The sequence below is a fragment of the Paraburkholderia sp. GAS38 genome, assembly GCF_050434965.1.
GTDB classification, from domain to species: Bacteria; Pseudomonadota; Gammaproteobacteria; order Burkholderiales; family Burkholderiaceae; genus Paraburkholderia; species Paraburkholderia phenazinium_A.
Map to the genome: position 1 here is coordinate 490,018 of NZ_JBNDJO010000004.1, position 25,085 is coordinate 515,102.

The 25,085-nt window shown below is 62.6% G+C and carries 25 protein-coding genes and 2 pseudogenes; 14 read left to right on the forward strand and 13 right to left on the reverse strand.

All coding sequences use genetic code 11. From position 1 onward, the window contains the following. The 4 genes and pseudogenes from P3T42_RS12665 to P3T42_RS12680 form a co-directional block, all read right to left on the reverse strand. Positions 1–654: pseudogene (locus tag P3T42_RS12665) on the reverse strand (ESPR-type extended signal peptide-containing protein); the annotation flags it as partial. Positions 655–1,817: 1,163 nt separating this feature from the next. Continuing rightward, complete coding sequence (locus P3T42_RS12670; protein ID WP_429306227.1) at positions 1,818–2,237, reverse strand: DUF3592 domain-containing protein; 420 nt, start codon at positions 2,235–2,237, stop codon at positions 1,818–1,820. Positions 2,238–2,347: 110 nt separating this feature from the next. Next, positions 2,348–2,809, reverse strand: a complete 462-nt coding sequence (locus P3T42_RS12675; protein ID WP_429306228.1) for a cupin domain-containing protein — start codon at positions 2,807–2,809, stop codon at positions 2,348–2,350. Between the two features lie 283 nt (positions 2,810–3,092). After that, positions 3,093–4,667, reverse strand: coding sequence for an MFS transporter (locus tag P3T42_RS12680; protein WP_429306229.1), 1,575 nt, complete (start codon positions 4,665–4,667; stop codon positions 3,093–3,095). A gap of 172 nt (positions 4,668–4,839) precedes the next feature. Here P3T42_RS12680 and P3T42_RS12685 point away from each other — a divergent pair, with 172 nt between their 5' ends. Both P3T42_RS12685 and P3T42_RS12690 read left to right on the forward strand, forming a co-directional pair. Then, a complete protein-coding gene (locus P3T42_RS12685; protein WP_429306308.1) occupies positions 4,840–5,769 on the forward strand; it encodes a LysR family transcriptional regulator in 930 nt (309 codons plus the stop codon). Positions 5,770–5,818: 49 nt separating this feature from the next. Further along, entirely contained in the window at positions 5,819–6,610 is a 792-nt protein-coding gene (locus P3T42_RS12690; protein WP_429306230.1) for a phosphate/phosphite/phosphonate ABC transporter substrate-binding protein, read from the forward strand. 100 nt (positions 6,611–6,710) lie between these two features. Here the strand turns inward: P3T42_RS12690 and P3T42_RS12695 are convergent, their stop codons facing one another. From P3T42_RS12695 to P3T42_RS12710, 4 genes are all read right to left on the reverse strand, one after another. Further along, the gene (locus P3T42_RS12695) at positions 6,711–8,765 is read right to left on the reverse strand and encodes an acetyl/propionyl/methylcrotonyl-CoA carboxylase subunit alpha (protein ID WP_429306231.1); all 2,055 of its coding nucleotides are present in this window, start codon (positions 8,763–8,765) and stop codon (positions 6,711–6,713) included. 67 nt (positions 8,766–8,832) lie between these two features. After that, entirely contained in the window at positions 8,833–9,618 is a 786-nt protein-coding gene (locus tag P3T42_RS12700) for an enoyl-CoA hydratase/isomerase family protein (protein WP_429306232.1), read from the reverse strand. A 31-nt stretch (positions 9,619–9,649) separates the two neighbouring features. Then, positions 9,650–11,257, reverse strand: coding sequence for a carboxyl transferase domain-containing protein (locus P3T42_RS12705; RefSeq protein ID WP_074294969.1), 1,608 nt, complete (start codon positions 11,255–11,257; stop codon positions 9,650–9,652). Between the two features lie 77 nt (positions 11,258–11,334). Next, a complete protein-coding gene (locus tag P3T42_RS12710; RefSeq protein ID WP_074294967.1) occupies positions 11,335–12,516 on the reverse strand; it encodes an isovaleryl-CoA dehydrogenase in 1,182 nt (393 codons plus the stop codon). A 232-nt stretch (positions 12,517–12,748) separates the two neighbouring features. On the opposite strand from P3T42_RS12710, the gene P3T42_RS12715 reads away from it, so the two are divergent. Continuing rightward, positions 12,749–13,555 (forward strand): TetR/AcrR family transcriptional regulator, encoded by an 807-nt coding sequence (locus P3T42_RS12715; RefSeq protein WP_429306309.1) that lies wholly within the window; start codon positions 12,749–12,751, stop codon positions 13,553–13,555. Between the two features lie 42 nt (positions 13,556–13,597). On the opposite strand, the gene P3T42_RS12720 is transcribed toward P3T42_RS12715, so the two are convergent. Further along, positions 13,598–14,770, reverse strand: coding sequence for a 4-hydroxybenzoate 3-monooxygenase (locus tag P3T42_RS12720; protein WP_429306233.1), 1,173 nt, complete (start codon positions 14,768–14,770; stop codon positions 13,598–13,600). A 227-nt stretch (positions 14,771–14,997) separates the two neighbouring features. Here P3T42_RS12720 and P3T42_RS12725 point away from each other — a divergent pair, with 227 nt between their 5' ends. Then, a complete protein-coding gene (locus P3T42_RS12725) occupies positions 14,998–15,801 on the forward strand; it encodes a DUF72 domain-containing protein (protein WP_429306234.1) in 804 nt (267 codons plus the stop codon). A 49-nt stretch (positions 15,802–15,850) separates the two neighbouring features. Here the strand turns inward: P3T42_RS12725 and P3T42_RS12730 are convergent, their stop codons facing one another. Continuing rightward, a complete protein-coding gene (locus tag P3T42_RS12730) occupies positions 15,851–16,699 on the reverse strand; it encodes a LysR substrate-binding domain-containing protein (protein WP_429306235.1) in 849 nt (282 codons plus the stop codon). A 102-nt stretch (positions 16,700–16,801) separates the two neighbouring features. Here P3T42_RS12730 and P3T42_RS12735 point away from each other — a divergent pair, with 102 nt between their 5' ends. Beyond that, on the forward strand, positions 16,802–17,449 hold the full coding sequence (locus P3T42_RS12735) for a LysE family translocator (RefSeq protein WP_074294960.1): 648 nt from the start codon (positions 16,802–16,804) through the stop codon (positions 17,447–17,449). Positions 17,450–17,510: 61 nt separating this feature from the next. Here the strand turns inward: P3T42_RS12735 and P3T42_RS12740 are convergent, their stop codons facing one another. Beyond that, positions 17,511–18,413 (reverse strand): LysR family transcriptional regulator, encoded by a 903-nt coding sequence (locus tag P3T42_RS12740; RefSeq protein WP_429306236.1) that lies wholly within the window; start codon positions 18,411–18,413, stop codon positions 17,511–17,513. 239 nt (positions 18,414–18,652) lie between these two features. Between P3T42_RS12740 and P3T42_RS12745 the strand changes: the two are divergent. The 9 genes and pseudogenes from P3T42_RS12745 to P3T42_RS12785 all read left to right on the forward strand — a co-directional run. Next, positions 18,653–18,826: pseudogene (locus tag P3T42_RS12745) on the forward strand (SDR family NAD(P)-dependent oxidoreductase); the annotation flags it as partial. Further along, positions 18,803–18,994, forward strand: coding sequence for an SDR family oxidoreductase (locus P3T42_RS12750; RefSeq protein WP_429306310.1), 192 nt, complete (start codon positions 18,803–18,805; stop codon positions 18,992–18,994). The pseudogene P3T42_RS12745 and the gene P3T42_RS12750, both read left to right, overlap by 24 nt. Positions 18,995–19,083: 89 nt before the next feature. Next, positions 19,084–19,266: a zinc-binding dehydrogenase gene (locus P3T42_RS12755; protein WP_429306237.1), complete on the forward strand. Its 183-nt coding sequence runs from the start codon at positions 19,084–19,086 to the stop codon at positions 19,264–19,266. 278 nt (positions 19,267–19,544) lie between these two features. Then, positions 19,545–20,228, forward strand: coding sequence for a DUF3331 domain-containing protein (locus P3T42_RS12760; protein WP_074294954.1), 684 nt, complete (start codon positions 19,545–19,547; stop codon positions 20,226–20,228). Positions 20,229–20,702: 474 nt separating this feature from the next. After that, positions 20,703–21,449: an SDR family NAD(P)-dependent oxidoreductase gene (locus tag P3T42_RS12765; protein ID WP_074294952.1), complete on the forward strand. Its 747-nt coding sequence runs from the start codon at positions 20,703–20,705 to the stop codon at positions 21,447–21,449. 71 nt (positions 21,450–21,520) lie between these two features. Next, the gene (locus tag P3T42_RS12770) at positions 21,521–21,694 is read left to right on the forward strand and encodes a hypothetical protein (protein ID WP_429306238.1); all 174 of its coding nucleotides are present in this window, start codon (positions 21,521–21,523) and stop codon (positions 21,692–21,694) included. A gap of 69 nt (positions 21,695–21,763) precedes the next feature. Continuing rightward, positions 21,764–22,159 (forward strand): DUF427 domain-containing protein, encoded by a 396-nt coding sequence (locus P3T42_RS12775; RefSeq protein ID WP_074294950.1) that lies wholly within the window; start codon positions 21,764–21,766, stop codon positions 22,157–22,159. 55 nt (positions 22,160–22,214) lie between these two features. Further along, positions 22,215–22,964 carry an SDR family NAD(P)-dependent oxidoreductase gene (locus tag P3T42_RS12780; protein WP_429306239.1) on the forward strand — a complete coding sequence of 250 codons (750 nt, stop codon included), beginning with the start codon at positions 22,215–22,217 and terminating at the stop codon, positions 22,962–22,964. Positions 22,965–23,246: 282 nt separating this feature from the next. Then, entirely contained in the window at positions 23,247–23,741 is a 495-nt protein-coding gene (locus tag P3T42_RS12785; protein ID WP_429306240.1) for a DUF3237 domain-containing protein, read from the forward strand. A 35-nt stretch (positions 23,742–23,776) separates the two neighbouring features. On the opposite strand, the gene P3T42_RS12790 is transcribed toward P3T42_RS12785, so the two are convergent. Together P3T42_RS12790 and P3T42_RS12795 are read right to left on the reverse strand one after the other, a co-directional pair. Further along, on the reverse strand, positions 23,777–24,532 hold the full coding sequence (locus P3T42_RS12790) for an SDR family oxidoreductase (RefSeq protein WP_429306241.1): 756 nt from the start codon (positions 24,530–24,532) through the stop codon (positions 23,777–23,779). Between the two features lie 60 nt (positions 24,533–24,592). After that, positions 24,593–24,994, reverse strand: a complete 402-nt coding sequence (locus P3T42_RS12795) for a nuclear transport factor 2 family protein (RefSeq protein ID WP_429306242.1) — start codon at positions 24,992–24,994, stop codon at positions 24,593–24,595. Positions 24,995–25,085 lie beyond the last annotated feature (91 nt).

Below are 25,085 nucleotides of genomic sequence, written 5' to 3' on the forward strand. Positions count from 1 at the left end.
AGTCGAATGATCCCCCGAGGCAACAGCGCCGGCACCGAGCGCCGTGGCGTTAGTGCTGCTGGCGGCAGCTGTAGATCCCAGCGCAACGCTGGATGATCCGCTCGATGCTGCATTAAAGCCAAGGGCCACCGCTTCATTTCCCGATGCGACAGCGCCCGCGGCCAGTGCTATCGCTCCCGCGTTGGTCGCCTGTGCGAGATTGCCAATTGCCACGCCGTACAAGACGGAGGCCGTTGAATCTGGACCAATCGCAATGGTGCTCGTCCCAGAGGCTGTCGAGCTAATTCCGAAGGCGGTCGCATACTGTCCGCTCGCAGTACTGGTAGTGCCGATGGAAATTGAATTACCGCCTGTCGCCGTGCCACCGCCTGCGTCGTACTGGGCGTGGGCGTTCTGGCCTGACAGGCCAAGACACAACGGTATTGCAAGGCCGAGGAGAATCCTGGATGTTCGATGCCGCGCGGTGATCGCGTCCTGCTCCTCATGGCGACTGTCACATACGACACCAGATGCGCCCGATTTCCCTTTACCCCGCGAATTTCCGAGCTCCGATACAGCCACAAACGCGCCGAGCGCGTTATTCCAGATCGACCGATATATCTTGTTCACATTTTCCCTCTTTAATATTATTGACACTATCCTATAATCTTTCATAAGGATAACTACGCAATCAATATGAAAGTAAAATGTTGGCGTTTCATTGGATTATTGTGGAACTTTATTTTTATGGACCCGGCATAAATACTTAGATTTCCTAAGTACAAACGTGCGCCATCCTCCTTCCCGGATAATCCACGTGAGGAGGGTATAGATAAGACGCAGTTAAAATACTTCTATTTTTCTTGCACCTCGGCGGTGCGGACCGTTGGCTTATGAAGGTCCGAAGGGCAACGGCATATCGATGTCAACTGTGTGACGGGGAGCTAATTGCATGTCTAAACGCAATCGTTGGCTTGCCAAACGTTTGCCTTGCATTGTCTTGTCCGGAATACTCATAATTTCCGCCCCCCCCAAATGAGGTACTGCATCGTGTTCTCGGCGCGACAGGGCAAACGCTCATCCCGCGCTGCAAGCGTCACATTTCTATTTCGGCAAAAATTTTGCGCACTACGCAATCTGACGACCGGAAAACATTCGCGTCGAATTCGACTTTTTGTGTCGCAGCTCAAGGCAAGTAAGTTCTTGTAAGCGCTCAATGAAACTTTCGCATAGGATTTTTCATTTGTCTACTAAAACCAATTGAAGTCGAAACATTGAGATATTTAACAATTGGGCAATAGCAAAACGCATATTTGGTTGGTAGGCAATGAAACACAAAAACCGAGTTCGAGTGCCCTTCCTGGCGCGCGGCCGAACGGCTGGAGTTGGCCGAACCCGGAACTACTCGGTCGGCCCAGGCAATACGAGCCCCGACCGAGAATAGAAAACAGGTCGGTCCATTCCAGACATGAGTGAGACCTATAGTCGAGGCTTTCCCTTCAGGCAAGCTGGAGGGACGCGTGGCGCATCAGGCGTAACCCCCAACCTCGCCCGTCAGTAGCATCACATCTCTTGACGTCGGGTCGGGCGTCAGCATGAGATGCAAGTCAACCTGCCCAACAAGGCAAGTATCGGCAGCACTCGCCTGATCCGGGTGCAACGCCGCGTTGCGATACCGCGTGCGTAGCAGCGTCCCTATTGGATATTCCCGATCCAGTTCGGCCCCCAATCACCAACATCGCCTTCTTGACCTCTTAGGGCGCCAACTGTGCCTTCGGCAAGTTCTGTCCCAGCGCCTCTCGCGCATCGAACATGACACAGAACCTCAAGGGCCGTGATCAATATCGTCCCGGACGAAACCGCGCCCGTGCGCCGAACAGCGGCAGCAGAGTAAAGCCCAGTCCCATCGGCAGCAACCACAATGATTCGCCCCAGTTTGCCCAGAAGGTTGCCGCTTGCGCCGTCATGGCGGGATTGTGCGGGTCGTAAGCTACCGGCACCGCCGCGCCGCGCGGGCGCGAAATGAAACCGTTTTGTACGAATTCAACCGGCACACCATCGGCAGTACTGAACCGTATCCTGGGGTGTCCTGCAGGATCGACGACCACCCCCGCGACGCGGGTCGCATGGTGCAGGAACGCAGCGGTCTGAAAGGTATGCCATGCGATGTAGGTAAGGACAACGCAACCCATGAGCATCATCAGGATCGTGGCCGCATTCCACGGCTCCGTCAGGTTGCGTTCAGTGTCGACAGGCATGGTTGGATGGAAATAATTGGTGCATAACGGTCCGCGTTCCACTACTTTACGGACGCGGCGTCCCCATAAGAACGTGGCTTCAGGTCGTCATCCAGGATATTGCATGGTCGTCAAGTATCGGAATACGGGGTACCGTCTTTATGCAAGAACCGGCCGTCGACACTCGGGCTCATCATGTCGACGTCGGAGCAGGTAATGACATCCACAGGCGACCGCGAACCGACTTCGAGGTAAACGGCCATCACGTTCGACCTGTTAATCATGTGATGTCCGTTTCCGGTGTTTTTTGGAAAGGCAGCACAGTCGCCGGCCTGGAGCACCGTTTCGCCGCCGTCCTCGATCAAGGTAAGCTCGCCTTCAAGCACGTAGACAAATTCGTCTTCGGCAGAGTGCCAATGGCGTTGGCTTGACCAATTGCCCGGCGGCAAGCGCATAAGATTGACCCCAAAGTCACTGAGTCCGCCGGCGTTGCCCAGTCGCTGGCGTATACGGTCGGCGCAGGGGGCATCGAACGGTCGCGGATAACCTGTACCTTGACGTTCCGGTACGTCGGCGATGTTAATCTTGGGCATGTGAGGCTCCGTAATTCCACGCTGACAAATCGATTCCGCACAGTTTGGCGGAAATGCTTCAGGGCAGGAAGAGCCTTCAACTGTCCGAGCTATGCGAAGCTGATGGAAAAGCCAGACGAGCGTTCCGCGAAGGCAATTGTCATTATCGCCGCGAACCGATCGTCGACGATCCAGGGTTATAGCGAATGGTTGCGACGCTACGCATTCGCGCCTGGCGAAGCAACCGGCTCAGCCGCTTCGAGCAACGCATTCACCTGAGCCAGGACGCCGCGCGTCGCCCGGATTACTCAGCGACCGAATCGGCGCCGCCAAGGTGTGTCGAAACGGCCGGGCGAGCCCGCGTCAGGAAGCTGAAGATCATCACGGCGGAGAGCAGCGTGATGGCGGCAAGCACATAGACGAGGTCGCTGAACGCACGCCCGTAGCTCGCCAGCAGCGCGGCATGATCGAGGCCCGGCAGCAGCCGCGAGACTTCTCCGACGCTCCCGAGCGACAGCCAATGCGCGGCTTCCGACAGCGCTTGCGACGCCGGCGGCAGACTCGCGCCGGCCGTCGCGTCGCGCAAGCCGGTTTCGGCGAACGCCGCCAGCACGGCGGCGACGACGGCCAGCGCAATGCTTTCGCCGGCGACCCGGGTGGTGTTGAACACGCCGGTCGCCATACCAGCACGCTCCTTCGGCACCACGCTGACCGCGAGGCCGTCCATCAAACCCCACGGCAACGACACACCCACGCCGATGATGAACATGGCCGGCACGATCGCCACCGCCGAGTGAGCCGGCGGACATTGCGCGAGCCACAGCAAACCAGCCGCGGCCACCACCAGGCCGACGCCGCAGATCGAACCCGCACTGAACCAGCGCGTCAGGAGCCCGGCCACCATCGGCAGCACGAGCAGCGGCGCGGAAATCGCGAACATGATCTGACCGGCTTCGAGCGAACCGTAGCCTTCGATACTGATCAGCCGCACCGGCAGCAACACCAGTAGTACAACGTACGAATAGGCCGGCGCGGCGGCAAGAAACTGCACGCCGATGAAGCGGCGGTAGCGGAACAGCGACAGATCCAGCAGCGGGCGATGCACCGTGTTCTCGATCGCCACGAACGCTCCGAACAACACAACGGCGCACGCCAGCAGGCCGAGCACCGACGGGCTGCTCCAACCGCTATCGGGAGCGCGCAGCACGGCGTAGGTCAGCAGTGCGAGCGCGGCCGTAAAGCTCGCCGCGCCGGGCCAGTCGAGACCTGTTGCGGCGCGGTCGCGGGAATCGCGCATGCAGAGCGTCGCCAGCACGAGCGCAACAATGCCGATCGCCGTGGTGCCGGCAAACACCCTGCGCCACCCGCTGTGCTGGATCAGGAAACCGGCAAGGATCGGGCCGAATGCCAGGCCGACCCCGAACGAGCTGCCGAGGCAACTGAAGGCCCGCGTCATGGCCGCGCCTTCGAAGTCCTGCGCAAGTGCGGCGCCGCCACCGGACAGGGCGACCGCGGCCGCCAGACCCTGCAACGCGCGCAGCAGGTCGAGCGCAACGATGCTCGATGCGTGCGACAAGCTGAACGAGGCGGCGATGAACACCACCACGCCGGCGAGGAACACTTTCTTGCGGCCGACGCGGTCCGCCAACGCGCCGGCCACCAGCAGGAAGCCGCCGAAGCAGAGCATGAAGGCATTGGTGATCCAGCTCAGCGCGAGCGGGCTGCCACCGAGCTCGCGGGCGATATCCGGCAGCGCGACCGCCGGCCCGGTGAAACTAAGCGGCATGCACAGCGCGGCCAGACACACCGCGCACAGCCCCAGCAGCTTCTGGGCGCCGGAACGTCGTCCCGCCCGGATGTCGATCTGATCAGTCTTCATGATGTTGTTTGCATAGAAATTGAATCGCCTCAATTAAAAACCACGCGCCATCGACGCAACGACTAATGGCATGACCCGTGGTAGCTGCTCTCGATCATATGTTCGGCAACGTAATCAAATTGAGGTGATAAACTCCGCGCTGATCGGACAAATAGGCCAAAGTGGGAGGCGCGTGGATAATCTGAACAGCCTCACCGTATTCGTCCAGGCCGCTCAACACGAAAGCTTTACGATTGCCGGCCGCAACCTCGGCATTTCGTCGTCGGCAGTCGGTAAAAGCATTACGCGCCTCGAAGAACGACTCGGCGTCCGTCTGTTCCATCGCAACACCCGCCAGATCAGCCTGACTCAGGAAGGGGCGCAATTCTTCGCCCGCTGCCGCGACATCGTGCGCGACCTTGAGGACGCCGAGGCCGAACTGAGCCTGAACGTCGGCGAGCCGCGCGGCCGCGTGCGGGTCAGCTTTCCGGCGGTCGGCTACCGCCTGATCGCCCCTGTCCTGCCCGCCTTCCGGCGCCTCTATCCGCACATCGAACTCGAACTCGATTTCAGCGACCGGATGGTCGATCTGGTCGAAGAAGGCTTCGACGCCGTGGTCCGCAGCGGCGATCTGCCCGATTCCAGCCTGATGTCGAAACCGCTCGGCCAATACCGCGTTAATCTGTATGCTTCGCCCGATTTTCTGAATCGCTATGGCGAACCCGATTCGCTTGATGCGCTATCCGCTTTCGACGGCATTTATTTCAAATTCCCGTCAAACGGTAAATTGCAGAGCTGGACATTAAAGTCGGGGAATCGCGTCGTTCAAGCAAGAATCTCCCCGGCCGCCGTGATGAACAACATCGAAGCCGTGTTGTCGGCCTGCGTCAGCGGCACGGGCATCGCTTACCTGCCCGATTTCGTCGCTCGCGAAGCGTTCGCCAGCGGCGCGCTGCGCGCGATCCTCACCGACTACAGCGTGACCGGTACCTTCTGGGTCCTGTGGCCGTCGAGCCGCCATCTGCCGCCGAAAAACCGCGTGCTGATCGACTTCATGGCGCAATCGCTGTTTCCCAAAGCCGCGCAGGATGCCCTCGCCGCCACCGCTCCTGCCTCGAGGTAAGACGCCAGGCGGTACCCCATCGGGCGAGCGATATGCCAGAATCGCATCCATGAACCGGATCGCCGCCCTCCCCATGTACAACGTCACGCCCGCCCTCGCCGCCGAGTGGCGCGCCTTGCTCGGTGACGTCCTGCAAGCCGTCGACCCGCACGCCCGCATCGTGGACCCCGGCGACGATCTGCACGCCCTGTGGTGCCGCCCCGACCTGCTGGTTTCGCAGACCTGCGGCTATCCGCTGATGAGCGGCCTGCATGAGCACGTCCAGTTGATCGCGACGCCGCTATTCGATGCACCGGGTTGCACGGATGCGGATTATTCAAGTGTCCTGATCACACGCTCCGACGCACCGTTCGACACGCTTGAGGCATGCCGTGGTGCACGCGCCGCGTACAACCAGGACGATTCGAATAGCGGCATGAATGTGTTGCGGCACGCGGTCGCGCCGCTGGCACGAGGCGGGAAATTTTTTAGCGAGGTGAACCGCACCGGGTCTCACCTCGGCTCGCTGCGAGCGGTGGCGGAAGACCGCGCGGATATCGCCGCCATCGACTGCGTGACCTTTGCGTTCGTGCGCGACGACATGCCGGAACTCGCACGACAGGTGCGGGAAATCGGCTGGACCGCTGCATCGCCGGGTTTGCCGTTGATTGCCGCCAACACGGTGCCGTTGGCTGTGATCGAGGCGTTGCGTGCGGCGCTGAACGAAGCCGTGGCGGCGCAGCCCGAACGTGCTGCACGACTGCGACTGAAGGGATTTGCGAGCTTGCCGCTGAGCGACTATGCCCGCATTACGCAACTGGAAAACGAGGCGCAAGCTTTGGGCTACGCGCGCCTCGCCTGAACGGGCGGTGTGACTTCAACTACGACGGCCACTGCGACGGCCATTGCCACTGCCGCTGCGGTAACTACCGCAGCACGAATGCCGCTTGCGGCACGTCACATCACGCCGCGCCGGATAAACCCACCTCAAGCACCAGCAACTGCGCCCCATCGGCCACCTGATCGCCCACCGCATACAGCACTTCCGACACCGTGCCGGCCGCCGGCGCCCCGATCGTATGCTCCATCTTCATGGCTTCCATCACGATCAGCGGTGTGCCTTTCTCGACCACCGTACCCGGTTCAACTAACACCGCGATCACCTTGCCTGGCATCGGCGCGGTAAGACGCCCTTCGCCGTGTTCGGCATCCGCGGCATGCGCAAGCAGGTTCTGCCATTCGAAGGCCTGCGCCTCGCCGAGGCAGAACACATGAAACACGTCGCCGTCGACAAACACGCGCCCCGTGACATGCGAGTCGCCGAGCGTCGCGCCGAACTCGTGCGCACCCGTGCCGCTCCACCATGTAAAGCTGTCGCGCTGCCCCGCGTATTCCAGCGTCTGCCCGCCGCTGTCGTGGCTATCCCGGCTGTCGCGCGCGAAAGTCGCGGCAAAGGCGGTTTCGCTTTCGATATCGCGCCACGCGAAGGTCTGCGTATAGCCGCCGTTCAGGCGCCAGTGCGACAAGGCATCCCAGGGCGACGCGCCATGCGCGGTACCGCCCTCACGCGTGAGCAACGCCGCACAGGCCAGCGCCAGCGCTTCCCGGAAGGGCTTTTTCACCGGCGCGAACAGGGCCTCGTGATGCCGCTCGATCAGGCCGGTATCGAGATCGCCGCCAGAGAACGGCTCGCTCGCAACGATACGCTGCAGGAACTCGACATTGGTATGCGGGCCCACCACCTCGCAAGCCCGCAATGCGCGGCTCATCCGCGCGAGCGCTTCGGCGCGCGTGGCGCCGTGCACGATCAGCTTGGCGATCATCGGATCGTAGAACGGCGTGATCGTATCGCCTTCGCGCACGCCGCTGTCGATCCGCACGGCCGCGCGTGAGCCGGGCGCACCCGCCGGACTGATCGTGAACTCCACGCCTTCCGGCATACGCAGATGCTTGAGCGTGCCCGTCGACGGCAGGAAGCCGCGCGCCGGATGCTCTGCATAGATGCGCGCCTCGATGGCATGACCGTCGAGTTTCAGTTGCGCCTGCGTGAGCGGCAACGGCTCGCCGGACGCGACACGCAATTGCCATTCGACCAGATCGAGGCCCGTCACCATCTCGGTCACCGGATGCTCGACCTGCAGGCGCGTGTTCATTTCCATGAAGTAGAAATCGCTCGCGCCGGTCATGATGAACTCGACCGTGCCCGCGCCGACGTAGTTCACCGCGCGTGCCGCCGCCACCGCCGCCTCGCCCATCTCGCGGCGCAGTTCGGCGGACAGACCCGGCGCCGGCGCTTCTTCCAGTACCTTCTGATGGCGGCGCTGCACCGAGCAATCGCGATCGAACAGATACACGGCGCCGCCATGCTGATCGGCAAATACCTGCACTTCAACGTGACGCGGCCGCGTCAGATACTTCTCGATCAGCACCCGGTCGTTGCCGAAGCTGCTGGCCGCCTCGCGTTTGCACGAAGCAAGCGCCGCCGCGAAGTCTTCGCTGCGCTCGACCACCCGCATGCCTTTACCACCACCACCCGCGCTCGCCTTAAGCAGCACCGGATAGCCCATCGCATCCGCTTCACGCTGCAGCAATTGCGCGTCCTGATCGTCGCCGTGATAGCCGGGCACCAGCGGCACGGCCGCTGCATGCATCAACGCCTTGGCGGCCGCTTTCGAACCCATTGCCGCGATCGCCTCGACCGGCGGCCCGATAAAAACAATGCCCGCCGCTTCGCAAGCCTGCGCAAAAGCTTCGTTCTCCGACAGAAATCCGTAGCCCGGATGTACCGCCTGCGCGCCGGTAGCGAGCGCCGCCGCGATGATGCGCTCGTAGCGCAGATAACTCTCAGCCGCGGTCGAACCGCCGATATGCACCGCTTCGTCGCACGCCGCGACGTGCTTCGCGTTGGCATCCGCATCGGAATACACCGCCACGCTCGCGATGCCGAGACGCTTGCAGGTCGCGGCAACCCGGCAGGCAATCTCGCCGCGGTTGGCGATCAGAATCTTGTTGAACATGAGATGTCTCGCTCAGGTGTCCCGTTCAGGACTGGAGTTCTGCGGTTTGTCGTGGCATGCGCAGGCGTCAGTTGCGCCATGCCGGCGCGCGCTTTTCGAGGAATGACGCCACCCCTTCGCGGCCTTCCGCGCCGGCGCGCACACGGGCGATGCGCGAGGCCGTGTCTTCGATCAGCGCTTCGTTCAGTTCACGTCCAGCGATGTCCTGCACGAGCTGCTTGCAGGCACGCACCGCGTGCGGGCCGTTGGCGCAGAGCGTGTCGGCCAGTTGCTGCACGGTCGCGTCGAGCCGGTCTTCGCTCACGGCTTCGCTGACGAGGCCCAGACGCAGCGCCGTCGCGCAGTCGAACAGCTCGGCGGTCGTAAAGTAACGCCGCGAAGCCTGCTCGCCCAGGGCGCGAATCACATATGGCGCGATCGTCGCAGGGATCAGGCCGAGGCGCGCTTCGGAGAGACAGAAGCGCGCCGTGTCCAGCGCCACCACGATGTCGCAGGCGCAGATCAAACCCATGCCGCCCGCGTAAGCGTCGCCATTGACGCGCGCGATCACCGGCTTGTTGCAGCGGTAGATTGCCGAGAGCATCGCCGCGAGACGCAGGGCGTCGGCGCGGTTCTCCTCGTCGGAGTAACCGGCCATCTTCTTCATCCAGTTCAGATCCGCGCCCGCGCAAAAGGCCTTGCCGTTGGCGGCCAGCACGACCGCCCTGATGTCGTCGCGCGCGTTCAATGCGACAAACGCCGCGGTCAGTTCCGCGATCATCGTTTCGTTGAACGCGTTGCGAACGTCCGGGCGGTTCAGCGTGACCGTCGCCACCTGGCCGGCGACAGTCAGGCTTAAAGTTTCGTATTGCATATCGATCGACTCCTTCGCTCGAGGCCCGGCCTTACATTCTGAACACGCCGAAGCGCGTATCTTCGATCGGTGCGTTCATCGATGCGGACAGTCCGAGGCCGAGCACATCGCGGGTTTGCGCCGGGTCGATCACGCCGTCGTCCCACAGGCGGGCGCTGGCGTAATACGGATGCCCCTGGTGTTCATATTGCTCACGAATCGGCTGCTTGAACGCCTCTTCCTGCTCGGCCGTCCACGTGCCACCCTTGCCTTCGATGCCGTCGCGTTTGACGGTCGCCAGCACTGAAGCGGCCTGCTCGCCGCCCATCACCGAGATGCGCGCGTTCGGCCACATCCACAGGAAGCGCGGCGAATAGGCGCGACCGCACATGCCGTAGTTGCCCGCGCCGAACGAGCCGCCGATGATCACCGTGAACTTCGGCACCTTGGCCGTGGCCACTGCCGTCACCATCTTGGCGCCGTTGCGCGCAATACCTTCGTTTTCGTACTTGCGGCCTACCATGAAGCCCGTGATGTTCTGCAGGAACACGAGCGGAATCTTGCGCTGGCAGCACAGTTCGATAAAGTGCGCGCCCTTTAACGCCGACTCCGAAAACAGGATGCCGTTGTTGGCGATGATGCCGACCGGATGCCCCCAGATATGCGCGAAGCCGGTGACGAGCGTGGTGCCGTAGCGGGCCTTGAATTCATCGAAGGCGGAATCGTCGACGATGCGCGCGATCACCTCGCGAATATCGAACGGCTTGCGCGTATCGACCGGAATCACGCCGTACAGGCTCTTCGGGTCGTAGCGCGGCGGCTTCGGCTCCTGCAGTGCCACCGGCACCTGCTTCGTGCGATTCAGATTACCGACGATGCTGCGTGCAATCCCCAACGCATGCGCGTCGTTCTGCGCGAGATGATCGACCACGCCGGACAGACGCGTATGCACGTCGCCACCGCCGAGATCTTCGGCGCTGACCACTTCGCCAGTGGCGGCCTTCACCAGAGGCGGGCCGCCCAGAAAAATCGTCCCTTGATTCTTGACGATGATCGACTCGTCGCTCATCGCCGGCACATACGCGCCGCCTGCCGTGCACGAGCCCATCACCACCGCGATCTGCGGAATGCCGGCCGCGGACAGGTTGGCCTGATTGAAGAAGATGCGCCCAAAGTGATCGCGATCCGGAAACACGTCGTCCTGATTCGGCAGGTTCGCGCCGCCGGAATCCACCAGATACACGCACGGCAAGTGGTTCTCCGCTGCGATCTCCTGGGCACGCACGTGCTTCTTCACCGTCACCGGGTAGTACGTGCCGCCCTTCACCGTGGCGTCGTTGCAAACGATCACGCATTCCTGCCCGGCAATGCGGCCAATGCCGGTGATCACGCCGGCACCCGGCGCGTCGTCGTGATACATGCCGAACGCGGCCAGTTGCGACAGTTCGAGGAACGGCGTGCCCGGATCGAGCAGTTGCGCGATCCGGTCGCGCGGCAGCAGCTTGCCGCGTCCCACGTGCTTGTCGCGCGCGGCCTGGCCGCCGCCCAGCGCGAGCTTGTCGACCTTGGCGCGCAGATCGGCAACCAGTGCCTCGAGCGCGGCCGCGTTGTTGCGGAAATCGTCCGAGCGCGGATTCAGCTTTGTTTCGATGATCGGCATTGCGTGGCTCTCCTGTGCGCCGTGGTTCTCTTCGCCGCTCCGTTAAACCGGGGCGGCCGGGTGGCCCTGCTCAGGGATCAAGCCGTTTCCGCAAACAGTTCGCGGCCAATCAGCATGCGGCGGATCTCGCTGGTGCCCGCGCCGATCTCATAGAGCTTCGCATCGCGCCACAGACGTCCCACCGGATATTCGTTGATGTAACCGTTACCGCCGAGAATCTGGATCGCTTCGCCGGCCATCCACGTGGCTTTTTCAGCGGTATAGAGAATCACGCCCGCGCAGTCCTTGCGCATCTGGCGCACGTGCTCGGCGCCCATGGTGTCGAGCTGACGGCCCACCGCGTACAGATACGCGCGGCATGCCTGCAGCGTGGTGTACAGATCGGCCACCTTGCCTTGAATGAGCTGGAATTCGCCGATCGACTGACCGAACTGCTTGCGGTCGTGAATGTACGGGACCACCGCGTCCATCACCGCGACCATGATGCCGGTGGGGCCGCCCGCGAGCACCGCGCGCTCGTAATCGAGCCCGCTCATGAGTACCTTCACGCCGCCGTTCAACTGGCCGAGGATGTTTTCTTCCGGCACTTCGACGTTCTCGAACACCAGTTCGCCCGTATGCGAGCCGCGCATGCCGAGCTTGTCGAGTTTCTGCGCAACCGAAAAACCCTTCATGCCCTTTTCGACGATAAACGCCGTGATGCCGCGCGGGCCGGCTTCGAGATCCGTCTTTGCGTAGACCACCAGCGTGTCGCAATCGGGGCCGTTGGTGATCCACATCTTGGTGCCGTTCAGCACGTAGTGGCCGCCCTTCTTGTCCGCGCGCAGCTTCATGCTGACCACGTCCGAGCCGGCGTTCGGCTCGCTCATGGCGAGCGCGCCGACGTGTTCGCCCGACACCAGCTTCGGCAAGTACTTCTGCTTTTGCGCCTCGGTGCCGTTGCGGTGGATCTGGTTCACGCACAGGTTCGAATGCGCGCCATACGACAGGCCGACCGAAGCCGACGCCCGCGAGATCTCCTCCATGGCGATCATGTGCGCCGTGTAGCCCATGTTGGCGCCGCCATATTCCTCCGACACGGTCATACCCAGCACGCCCAGATCGCCGAACTTCTTCCACAGGTCCATCGGGAACTGGTCGGTGCGATCGATCTCCGCGGCGCGCGGCGCGATTTCCTTCGCTGCAAAGCCGGCGAGGCTGTCGCGCAGCATTTCGATCTCTTCACCAAGCGGGAATTGCAAACCGGGCAGGTTACTCATTGCAGTGTCTCCAGGAATTCATCGGCATTCGTGCGCGCTCAGCCGCGCTTGCGGACGCGGCGGCCACACGCGCTCGCCCAAGCCGAATTTCACGCTAGATTTACGTATACGTCAATAGGTATTTTTGAGTGATACTCAGATATGCCGGAAGCACGTTTTAGCCATGTTCCAGCGTGCTAAACTCGGCGGCACCGGGATTGTCCGGAATCGAAACTTGAACTGGACTCATATGATGGCCGCACCGAAGGCCGTAACCAGGGCCGAAGCGCCGGCATCGCGCCGCCAGCCGGCCGGCCGCAAATCGCAGCAGCGCGTGAAGGAAATTCTTCAGGCCGGGCGCGACGTGTTCTCCGAGAAGGGCTACGAGCGCGCCACCACGGCGGAGATCGCGCAGCGCCTGGGTATCTCCGAGGCAACGGTATTCAGCTACTTTCGCGGCAAGCGCGAGTTGTGCGCGCGGGTGATCGGCGACTGGTATGACGAAATCATCGAGGCAATCGAAACTGGCCTGCCGCGCGACGGCAGCGTGCGGCAACAATTCGCCTTCATTGTGCGGATGCATCTGCGATTGATGCTGGTGAACGGCACGGACCTGTGCGCGCTGGTGCTGTCGGAGGGGCGTGCGCGGCATCACGAACTCAGCGAAACGCTGACCGATATGCAGCGGCGCTATACGGCCCCGCTGATGCGCGTGCTGGCGCACGGCCAGGAAACCGGCCAGGTGCGCGCGGATGTGCCGTTGCGGCTCTTGCGTTCCATGGTGTTCGGGCCGATGGAGCACGTCTTGTGGGACGCGACGCTCGCCAATCGTCGCACGGATATCGAAGCCACCGCGGACAGTCTGATCGAAGTGTTATGGGCGGCCCTGCAGCCGCCCGATGCGGCGCTGGCCGCGTTGGTGCAATTCAGGCATGAGGTGGGCGAAGCAAGCCGGCGCCTGGAAGCGGCCGAGACGGCCGAAGCGGCGCAGCGGGCGGCAAGCGCAGCCGCGCCGGCTGGGCGGCGCGGCCGGAAGGTCGGTGGTGCCGATGGTGCGTAACGCGTCGCTTCGCGCATCCGTTCTTCCGGCCAGCGCGTTGGGCTATACCGGCGCCACACCCACGTAGTTCTCCGCCATCGCGGTGGCCGCGGCACGCGAGGTCGTGACATGCTCCAGTTCCGCGACCTGAAGCTGCTGCTCGAACGGCGAAGCATCGTCGAGCCGGTGCATCATGCGCGTCATCCAGTACGAGAAATGCTCGGCACGCCAGATGCGTTTGAGCGCGGTAGCGCTGTAGCCATCGAGCAGATCCGTGCGGTTCTCTTCATAGAACGCCCGCAAGGCAGCGGTTAGCACGCGCACGTCCGCCACGGCAAGGTTCAGGCCTTTCGCCCCGGTAGGCGGCACGATATGCGCCGCATCGCCGGCCAGAAAGAGCCGGCCATGCTGCATGGTGGTCGAAACAAAACTGCGCATGCCGACAATATTCTTCTGGAATATCTTGCCGTCCACCACCTTCTGACCGTCCGCGGAATCGACCCGTGCATGCAGTTCGGCCCAGATGCGATCGTCGGACCAGTTGTTCACCGACTCCTTCGGATCGCACTGGAAATACATCCGCTGCACGTTCGCCGAACGGGTGCTGACGAGTGCAAAACCGCGTTCATGGCGCGCATAGATCAGTTCGTCGGACGACGGCGGTCCTTCGCAGAGAATCCCGAACCAGCCGAACGGATAGACCCGTTCATAGTCCTTGCGCAACGCCGCGGGGATCGACGCACGCGACACCCCTTGCGAGCCGTCGCAGCCGATCACGAAGTCGCACTGGAGTTCGCACGGCTCGCCTTGATGTGTGAAGCGGATCGACGGGGCGGCGGTATCGATGCCGTGTATCGACGTCTCGGAGACGCCGAACAGCAAGGCGCCGCCCGCCTCCACGCGCGCGGCGACCAGGTCCTTGATAACCTCGTGCTGCGCATAGACGGTGATGGCATGGCCCGTCAGTCCGGTCAGATCGATACGCCGGCGCTTGCCCTCGTAGGCCAGTTCGAAACCGTGATGCAGCGCCCCCTCCGCCTTCATGCGCGCGCCGACGCCGGATTCGCTCAGCAAGTCCATGGTGCCCTGTTCGAGTACGCCTGCACGAATGGTGGATTCGATCTGCTCACGCGTACGCGATTCGAGCACGACCGACTCGATGCCACTCAGATGAAGCAAATGGGAAAGAAGCAGGCCTGCCGGCCCAGCGCCGATGATGCCGACTTGAGTGCGCATGATTGTCTCCTTGCTGCGGCGATTGATTTGTGGCCCCAGTGTGCCGACTACCCGGCATATCGCGCAACGCGATATAACAGATAACAACTATCCCGTTTTGAGATAGCCAATGAGGGCCTGCGGGCAGCAGGAGAAGGTGTTTGCGGCAGATCTGAGACAACGGCACGGCGGCTGCGTTAAGCTGGGCGCTCGCCGAAGGCAAACCGGAACAACGAGGAAAACCGCATATGGCAACGCGCACGAAACCGCACATTCGGGTCGGCATTGGAGGCTGGACCTATGCCCCATGGCGCGGCGTGTTTTATCCCGATGACCTCACGCAAAAGCGCGAGCTCGAGTACGCGAGCCGCCAGTTGACCACCATCGAAATCAACGGCACGTTCTACGGCTTGCAAAAGCCCGAGAGCTATATGAAGTGGCACGACGAAACGCCCGACGACTTCGCGTTCGCCTTAAAGGCGCCGCGCTACGCGACGAACCGGCGCGTGCTGGCCGAAGCCGGCGACAGTATCGAGCGCTTCTTCGGCAGCGGCCTCGAGCATCTGAAACAGAAACTCGGCCCGATCAACTGGCAGTTCGCCACCACCAAGCAATTCGATGCAGAGGATTTCGAAGCATTTCTGGCCTTGCTGCCGAAGAAACTGGACGGCCTTACGCTGAGGCATGCTGTCGAAGTGCGGCACGAGAGTTTCCGCACTGAAACCTTCGTCACGTTGGCGCGCAAATACGACGTGGCGATCGTACTCGCCGGCGACAGCGACTATCCGCAGATCGCCAACATCACCGCGCCGTTCGTGTATGCGCGCATCATGGGGACGTCCGACGCGCAGGCGCAAGGCTATTCGAAGAAGGCGCTCGACGCATGGGCCGAGCGGGCCCATCAGTTGGCCGCCGGCACGGTCCCTGACGATCTGCAGCCGGTGGAGGCGAAGGCCGCCGCCAAGGGCGGGCGCGATGTTTATCTCTACGTGATCAGCGGTTTCAAGGAGCGCAATCCGGCCGCGGCGAAGGCGATCATTGAACGGCTTTGAAGGCTAACTACGTTCTGTCGCACATCGCCCTCGAAGCAGAACCACCGCATCAGGTCCTCAACTCGGCCAGAATCTGCTCAGCGAGAAAATCGCAGGGCGGTCGCGCAGACCGGGCACTGCGCGCAAGAATGACTTCGAGCTCGTCCAGGGGCGGCAAGCCTTCGTTCTGCGACAACTGAACCAGATGGTCCGGCACGCTGCATCTTGCGAGCGGCGCGATCGCGAGCCCGGCTTCGACCATGCTGATCAGGCCCAGCAAACTCGGGCTTTCGTAGGACATCCGGTACTTGATATTTGCACGCTGAAGCGCGCTGACGGCATAAGCACGCGCAGTGCTGCCGTCGGCGAAAACGGCAAGCGGAAGCGGACGCTCTTTCCACACCTTTCTTGCGGACGACCCGGCCCACACCATCGGCTCGAAACGGATGAAGTCGCCTGCGACGCCCTTTGTTTTCGTCATGCACGCGAGATCCAGCGTGTTGTCTTTGAGCAAGGGCGCGAGCGCGCTGCTAGGCAGACCGATGACCCGAATCTCGACACGTGGATGAGCCATGGCAAACTTTCCCAGAACCTGGGGCAGCACCGAAGAAACGTAGTCGTCAGGCACGCCAATCGTGACGCGGCCCTTCATCTCCGGGCGAACGACCGACGCCCACGCTTCCTCGCGCATCGCCAGCATTCGCCGGCCATAGTCCAGCAGCGTCTTGCCCTCTGCGGTAATCGCCACGTTACGCGTGCTGCGCACGAAGAGCGGCTTTCCCAGCGCTTCTTCAAGCGCCTTGACCTGCATGCTCACCGCCGACGGCGAACGATGCACGGACTCCGCACCTCTAGCAAACGATCCCGTATCGGCAACCGCGACCAGCATTTCAAGCACGTCCAGATCGAGTTTTTTCATGTTCGTCAGAAAATCTGATCAATTCATTCAATTTAATTCGTTTTACCAGATTAAGCGTCAAACCGATACTACGACCCATGCGCACTTGGGGGAGCCCGCGAAATGCACGGTACAGGGTCGATTTACGGATTTCTGATGGTGGGTGGCATGCTGGCTGTGACGCCCGGCCCGAACATGGTCTACGTGATGTCGCGCTCCATTGCGCAAGGACGCACGGCCGGCTTGATATCGCTGGCGGGCGTCATGCTCGGATACCTCTTCTATATGTTCGCGGCAGCGTTCGGCATCACGGCGCTGTTCCTGAGCGTGCCTTATGCAGCCAGCGCGTTGGGTGCGGTGGGTGCCGCGTATCTGTTCTATCTGGCGTGGCAGGCGGTGAAGCCGGGTGGCCGCTCTCCCCTCGAAGTTCGCGAACTGCCTCGTGAGCAGCCCCGCCGGCTCCTCGCGATGGGCGCCACGACCAGTCTGCTGAATCCCAAGCTGGCGATGATCTTCCTGTCGCTCCTGCCGCAATTCATCGACTATCAGGACGGCAGCGTACTCAGGCAATCGCTCGTGCTTGGCTCGTCGTTGATTGTTGCGTTCGCTTCGGTCAATGGCTTCGTAGCCGTCTGCTCCGGCAGCATGGCGACGTTCCTCGCGAGACGGCCGGGACTTCTGCTGGCGCAACGCTGGGCGATGGGAGCCGTTCTGGTCACGCTCGGTGCACACATGACGCTCGATGCCTTGAAGCTGGGCGGCATCGCCTGATGGTTGAGCGTCCTCCAACATCCCGGCTGTGTCATGGCGGGTCGTTGAGGGCGAACTCAGGTCAGATACTCGTCGTCGAATACAGTCCGCCCGTCAACTCGTCCGCTCTGGAAAGAAACAGCTTCAACACGGCAGACGTATTCGACTTGCTATAACCGATCACCAGATCGATGGTCGGCGCCTCGCCTTCGAGCGGACGGCTTACCACCGACCACGGGAGCAGATTGTTGGCGTACTCCGGCAATAGCGCGAGCCCACGCGTCGACGCCACCAACGACATAGCCATCGCGAGATTGTCGACCCCGTGTTCGGGCGCGACATTGATCGCATTCTCGCGCAGATACCGCAGGATCACCTGATTCAGCACCGTCGCCTTGTTCGTCGCCATGATGAAGGGCTCGCCCCTGAAATCCTCGGGGCGGATGCTGGTGCGCTCGGTCAGCGGATGGTCGCTCGGCATCAGCACAATGAGTTTCTCGCGGCTCACCACGCGATAGTCGAGATCGAAGCCCGGTTCGGCGCGTAGAAACGCGAGATCGAGCTTGCCGCGCGCCAGCCCGTCGGCCAGATCCGGCGAATAGTGACTCGACACGGTGACGTCGATCTTCGGCAATTCGTCGCGCAGCACCTGCATCGCGCGCGGCAACCACGTCATCTCCTCGCCCGTCAGAAAGCCCAGCGCGAAGACCTGCCTGGTGGGCTGCGAGGCGCGCCGCGCGGCTTCGGTGGCGGCATCGACTTGCGACAGCGCGAGCCGCGCATGATCGAGAAAAGCCTTGCCCGACGCTGTCAGCTCGACGCCACGCGCACTGCGATTGAACAGTTCGGCACCGACCTCCTCTTCCAGATCGCGGATCTGGCGGCTCAGCGACGGCTGCGAGGTGAACAGCCGGCGTTCGGCCGCAACCGTCAAGCTACCGGTCTCGGCAACGGCGATGAAATACCGCAAATGGCGAAGCTCCATAGGCCCTCGGTGGCGGTCCATGCCTGACAGGCATGCCGGCCAGCCTACAAAGTCTTTTCACTTTGCGCAAGCCCCGGCTAGATTGAGCAGCAGACGCAGAAGCGACGGCAACACGATCAGCACGATCGGGTTCGGTAGCGGCTGCGCCTCATGCCTTCCATCTATGCCGTTGAAGAACCGACATGAGCACACCGGTTGTGGTGATCAGCGGTGAGCATTGAAACGCGACAAGTCCGACTATGAGCCCTCTCAGCGGCAAGACTGCGCTCGTCACGGGCGCCTCGCGCGGCATTGGCCGCGCCAGCGCGCTGGCCCTTGCACACGCCGGCGCCCAGGTGCTCGTGCATTATTGTCACGAAGACCAGGCGGCGAACGAAGTGGTCGCGCAGATCCGCTCAGCCGGTGGCCGTGCCGGCGCTCGCGGCAACCGGGGGGGTCGCGAGGCCGCGCCCGTGATGCAGACGCTCATGCGGATCGCGCGGCCCGAGGACATCGGCGGCATCGTGACTTTTCTGGCCTCGGATGACGCGCGCTGGATCACCGGCGAGACGTTATACGTCGACGGTAGATCGAAGTTCTAGCCAGTTAATTTAATTAGCAATCTTAATTAGCAACCCTACCGCACTACTCGACCTACGGCGAAGTCATCACCGCGCCTGACTACGCGGTCGTGAAGCATCCGAGCGGCGATCAGACCGGCCGCGAAGCGGCAATGGAATTTGTCCTCAAAGGCCTGGAGAGCGGCGCACTCGAACCGGTGATCGATCGTACCTTCAAGTTCGACGATATCCTGGACGTCCACTGCCATCTGGAGGAAAACGGCCAGTTCGGCAAGATCGTCGTGACCGTGTGACCGCCATAGGGCGCCCGCGCGACCCATGGCCGATTGTTAGCCGAACGCAAACGGAGTTTTCAGGGAACGCGTATTTATCCGCTGCAACGCAGTCGATATGATGCGTCGAGGGTGTCGTAAAGGGCATCCACACTTCATATCCCGTTGTGCCGCACGCCGCCACGACGGGCATTGGCGTCTTCTCGCCGCGCTGCGGCAGGGGTGCCGAAGTGCATCGAGGCAGCACATCGTTACAGTCCGTTCTGTCCGCGAGGATAGAGCCAAACAAAGGATTCGACGTGAACGGAACAGGAACCGGGTCAGACTTCGCGGCCACGCATCAACGGACCGCGCCGCGCAATCGACGCCTGAAGGCCGACTCTGCCGACCATCACGACGCCACCGAACGTGCCTTCCCGTCAGGCGGCGAGGCCTTGGCGCCGCCCGCCGGACCGGCGATGGTGTCCACCTTGACGCCTGCCCGCCTTGCGGACCCATGGGCTTTCGTCATTGCCGGACTGAAGGACGCCAAGCACGTGGGGGACGACGCCGAGCCGGTGTCGAACGAAGCGAGCGAAAGCGAATCGAAAGTCAATGCAACCGCGCGGAAAGCCACCGAAGACCTTCGCCAGTCCGCGCAACGCGCCGGGCGCGAATGCACCGGGCGCGTGCGCCGCGGCGCCGCGGCCGATCGTGCACGCGCGCCATCAGCGCTTGCGAAGAGCGCCGTCGTGACTTTTGTCGAGCGTTTCACCGCGAAGTCCGTATCGATTACCTGGCGCGACTCCACTGCGGCCAACTATTGCGAGCAGTTGTGGATTCGCCGCATCGCGCGTTCGCAAGGCGTCTGCGCGCTCACGGGCAACAGCATCGTGCGCGGCGACGCCGTGTATGGACCGGCCGGCCGCACGGCGGCACGTCCGGCCAATGCCGCGCAAATGGTGCTGGCCGAAGCGATCGAGTATCTGGAAGGGGCGGCCTGAAAGAGCGTATAGCTGCGATTCGGTGCGAGCGGTGGACGGTGGGCGGTGGCCCGCTAGCCGCCGCGCGCAGGCCCTCTGCGGCGCTTATCCTGACCCGCCGCTGCACTTTAACGGACACCTCCGCCGCGTCCTTGTAGATGGTCCATTAGTCTCCTCCGCTGCCGTCGCGCGGCACCACACCCCCAGCCATGCATGCGCCCGCATGCTTTCATTCTTCCGACATCCCGCCGTATCACGCCCGATTGGGCTGCGCAGCGCGAACAATTGCGCGCGACACCACTGAGGCATGCCCCCGAAGCATGGCCACCAGCCCACAAAGTCTTTTTCCTTTGCCGCGCGCGCCACTAAATTAGCTTCCAAGGCAGCGACGCAAACGGACATGACGCCACGCACCGCTGCTCCGATTCGCAGGTCACGCGGCGTGCATCCCCACTCCGCAGGCACACCAGCTTTCAACCTCACAGGAGCTTGATCATGACTAATCTGAACGGCAAGACCGCCCTCGTCACCGGCGCTTCCCGCGGCATTGGCCGCGCCAGCGCCCTAGCCCTCGCCAAACAGGGCGCCGAAGTACTGGTGCACTACAGCAGTGGAGAAAAGGAAGCGGATGCGGTGGTCGCCGAAATCCGCGCGGCAGGCGGCAAGGCCCAGAAAGTCGGCGCCGATCTGCGCGCGGCTGACGGTCCGCAGACGCTTGCCAGGCAAGTGCGCGAGATCGTCGGCGCGCGTCTGGATGTGCTTGTCGCCAACGCCGGCATCGCGAAGGCCGCGAGCATCGAAGACACCACCGTCGAAGACTTCGACAACCTGTTCGCCGTGAATGTGCGGGCGCCCTACTTCCTCGTACAGCAGTTGCTGCCGGTGCTGGGCGAAGGCAGCAGCGTCGTGCTGCTGTCCTCGCTGGCGGCGCATGCCGCAGTCGGCGCGCTGTCGGCTTACGCAGCAACCAAAGGCGCCGTCGATACGCTGGTCAAGCACTTTGCCGCTGCACTCGGCGAACGCGGCATTCGCGTCAACGCCGTCGCACCCGGCGTAGTCGCCACCGACATGTCGAGCTTCACCAAGACCGATGCTGGCCGCGATATGACGTTGGGCATGCAGGCGCTCAAGCGTATCGCACAACCCGACGACATCGCCGGCGCCGTCGCTTTCCTCGCCTCCGACGACGCACGCTGGGTGACGGGCGACACGCTGCACGTCGACGGCGGTTCGAAGCTTTGATTGCCGCGGTGAAGAGCTGACAGAGGCTGGCTTTTAGAACTGAGACAGCTTCCATCAATCAGGATGTCGAAATGAACATCAACGGCCTGGGCCGGGGTCAGTCGCCGGTCGCATCGTCGTTTCTGCGCAAATTCTTCAAAGGGCCCATCATGGCAGCAGGTGGATTCGACCGCGAAGGCGCCGAGGACATCCTGCAACGCGGCGACGAACGTTCATATTTCGACTTCCTGCCGTCTGCCGCCTGAACGGCAGCGGCCCGCAGCACCGGTCTCGCCTGGCTCTTGCGCACGGCGATCAACTCAAGGAGTGTTTCCATGTCAAGCAACCTCAACCCGTCAGGCAAGACCGTCAAGGTACCGGGCCCCGATCATCCGATCACCATCGAGCCGAACCCGGCGCGCGTCGTGGTCACGCTTGCCGGCAAGGTGATCGCCGATACGCGCGAGGCGCTGACGCTGCGCGAGGCCGCCTACCCCGCTGTGCTGTACATCCCGCGAAAGGACGTGGACATGACCTTGCTGGAACGCACCGAGCATGCCACGTATTGCCCCTACAAGGGCGACTGCTCGTACTACTCGATTCCAGCGGGCGGCGCGCGCTCGGTGAATGCGGTTTGGACGTATGAGAACCCGTATGCGGCGGTCGAAGAGATCAAGGCTCACGTCGCTTTCTACCCCGACCGCGTCGACGCCATCGACGTGCAGGACTGAGCTCGGCAGCGAGCCGCCGCAAGGACGGCTCGCGCCCCCCGATCAAGGACTATCCATGACCACCCAACCCGTTGTACTCATCACCGGCGCGCTCACCGGCATCGGTCGCGCCACCGCTTTTGCTTTTGCGCGTGACAAGGCCCGTGTCGTCGTCTCAGGCCGGCGCGTGGAAGAAGGCCGGCAACTCGCCGAGGAACTGCGTTCCACCGGCGCACAAGCCGAGTTCGTGCAATCGGACGTGCGCTTCGAAGACGACGTGAGCAAGCTGGTGGACGCCGTCGTCGCACGCTTCGGCCGGTTGGACATCGCCGTGAACGCGGCAGGCACCGAGGGCGAAACCATCCCGGTGCTGGATCAGACACCCGAGCGCTACACGGCTGTGTTCGACACCAACGTGCTCGGCACGCTGCTCGCGATGAAACACGAACTGCGCGTCATGTCGGCGCAAGGCAGCGGCAGCATCGTCAATATCTCGTCGACCATGGGCCTGCGAGGCGCGGCCGGCCTCTCGCTGTATGTCGCCAGCAAGCATGCCGTAGAGGGACTCACCAAATCGGCGGCGCTCGAAGCCGCGGCATTCGGCGTGCGGGTCAACGCCGTCGCGCCCGGTCCTGTTGAAACCGCGATGCTGAACCGGCTCACCGCCGGCGCGGAACGTAAGGCCGGCATGCTCGCGACGGTCCCGCTCAAGCGGGCCGGAACGCCGGAGGAAATCGCTGAGGCGATCGTGTTCGTGGCGTCGGAAAAGGCCAGCTTCATGACCGGCGAAATTCTCAGGGTCAACGGCGGCAGAACCGCTGCGTAACGATCGGCGGTGTCTGTCATGCAGGTTTCGTTCGGCCTGGATAAATTGGTATTTGTTTAGTTATCCGGTTTATTTTTATTGAGCCTTCTGTGTCATTGCTGATGCGTTCTACGGCAGCGATCACCGGCAGCACCGACTCAAGGCGTGCCGTGGCTTCAGGAGAGAATCATGCGTCCCACGGAGTTCTCGCCGCTGAAGTAGCCGCCCCGACGATCCATCAGAACCGGTAAACTCAACCGCACGGCACGCAACGTCATGCGCTCAACGCTCAAGGTGATTACGATGTCCACGCCCGCTTTCCACGAGCTCCCCGCACCGCTCCAGAGTGTGCAAACACGACCGCTGTTCGTGATGCGCCTCGACGTCAAACCGATCGTGACGGTCGGCGCGACGCCGGGACCGTTTCGACGCATCGGTATCGTGCCGTCCGGCACCTTCGCCGGCGAGCGTCTATCCGGCAAGGTGCTGGACGGCGGCAGCGACTGGCAGACCGTGCGCAGCGACGGCAGCACCACGCTCGACGTGCGCCTGATCCTTGAAACCGAGGACGGTGCCCACATCACGATGGCCTATCGCGGCATCCGCCACGGCGCGGCCGACGTGATCCAGCGGCTGGAAAAAGGCGAGAAAGTCGATCCGGCCAGCTACTACTTCCGCATCAATCCGCTCTTTGAAGCACCTGCCGGCAAGTATGAATGGCTGAACCGGGTGGTTGCGATCGGAACGGGCCACCGGTTTGCGGATGGCCCGGTCTATAGCGTGTTTGAGGTTAAGTAGCCCGAGTACGCATGGCGCTTCATAAAGACCCCGCCTCACCCCGAGAACACTTCCACCATCTGCGCGTTAAAGCCGTTCACAAGATCATGCTCGCCCGGTCCGGGGTTACCGCGGAACAACCTGGCGTTCTCGACCAGCACCTCATTGGCGTCGGTGCCGAGAGCGGCAATCGTTTCGTCGATAAACGCATCCAGCGGCATGGCCTGTTCGGCCTCGCGGCTGTTCATCAGATCGGTGCGCACCCACGGCGGCGCGATTTCGAGCACACGTACCGTGGTATCGCGCAGCATGAAGCGTTGCGACATGACATAGGAATGCAGTGCCGCCTTGGTCGACGAATACACCGCCGTCACCGCCAGCGGCACGAACGCCAGCACCGAACTGGTATAGGCGACCACGGCATCGTTCTTCGTCTTGAGATGGTCGATCAGCGCGGAGGTCATGCGGATCGGCCCCATCAGGTTGGTCGTGATGGTGGAGACCATCAGCGCATCGTCGATGCGGCCGGCCGCCGCATCCGTTTGCATCACACCCGCGTTGTTGATCAGCACGTTGAGAGCGGGATACGTCTTGATCAGTTGCGCCGCCACCCGCTCGATGTTCGCTGCATCGGTGATGTCCAGCTCGACTGCCGCCATGCCGGGGTTCGCGGCCACCACCTCGTCGAGATGGCTGCGCCGCCGTCCGCCGATGATCACCTTGTTGCCGCGCCGATGCAGCGCCTCGGCCAGCCCACGGCCAATGCCTGAACCGCCGCCCGTAATAAAGATCGTGTTGCCGCTGAGTTTCATGATGGACTCCTTAAGGATATCGCAGATAGGTTGAGACTGCCGTAATAGTGACTTCAGCGCTCAATCGGGGAACCGGTCGCCGAACATCGGCAGGCCGCTGACCGATTGCGCCGCAGTGACTTCGTCTTGCAGCACGTCCCAGTGTTCGGCGAGCTTGCCGTCCTCAAAGCGGACGACGTCCGCGGCAATCCACGCGGCCGGTCTGCCGCTGCCGGAGAAACGGCCGTGCGCGATCACGTAGTCGCCTTCGGCCACGATCAACTGATTCTCGTAGCGCAGCGTGTCGGGCAGCGTGCGGATCAGCGCAAACAGCCCCTCGCGCCCCGGCGCGATATGCGCACTGTGCTGAATGTAGCGGTCCGACCAGAAGCGTTCGGCCGCCTCATAGTCGCGCTGGTTGAACAACGTATCGAATGCCTCCAGGACGAGGGCCTTGTTTTGCTCCGGTGTCGTTTTGCTCATGTCAGTCTCGATGAACGTGAATGAATCGGATCGCCGCCGCCCCATGTGAGTCAGGTATTGGCGAAGCGGATGATGGAGAAGATAAGCGCGC